The organism is Paraburkholderia sp. SIMBA_054 (assembly GCF_046534875.1).
Classification (GTDB): domain Bacteria; phylum Pseudomonadota; class Gammaproteobacteria; order Burkholderiales; family Burkholderiaceae; genus Paraburkholderia; species Paraburkholderia hospita.
In genome coordinates this window covers 1-269 of record NZ_JAWRXV010000837.1, presented here as the reverse complement: position 1 = coordinate 269, position 269 = coordinate 1, and the positions used below count along the sequence as shown (strand labels likewise).

1 pseudogene is annotated in these 269 nt (G+C 65.8%); it reads left to right on the top strand.

The annotated features are described in order from the left end of the window. A pseudogene (locus tag SB822_RS57460) lies at nt 1-269 on the top strand (ribulose-phosphate 3-epimerase); the annotation flags it as partial.

The window sequence follows — 269 nt, the reverse complement described above, 5'->3', positions numbered from 1 at the left end:
CCAGGCGTTTATACCCGAGACGCTCGCGAAGTTGCGCATGCTGCGCGAGCGCGTGGACGCGACGATGCAGCGCACGGGTCGTCCGTTGCTGATCGAAGTGGATGGCGGAGTGAAGGCGTCGAACATCGCGCAGATTGCGGCGGCGGGCGCCGATGTGTTCGTGGCCGGTTCGGCGGTGTTCGGCGCGGACGACTATGCGCGGGCGATCAGCGACATGCGCGGCGAACTTGCGCAAGTGAGCGAATCGGACGAAAGGGCTTTGGCGGAAG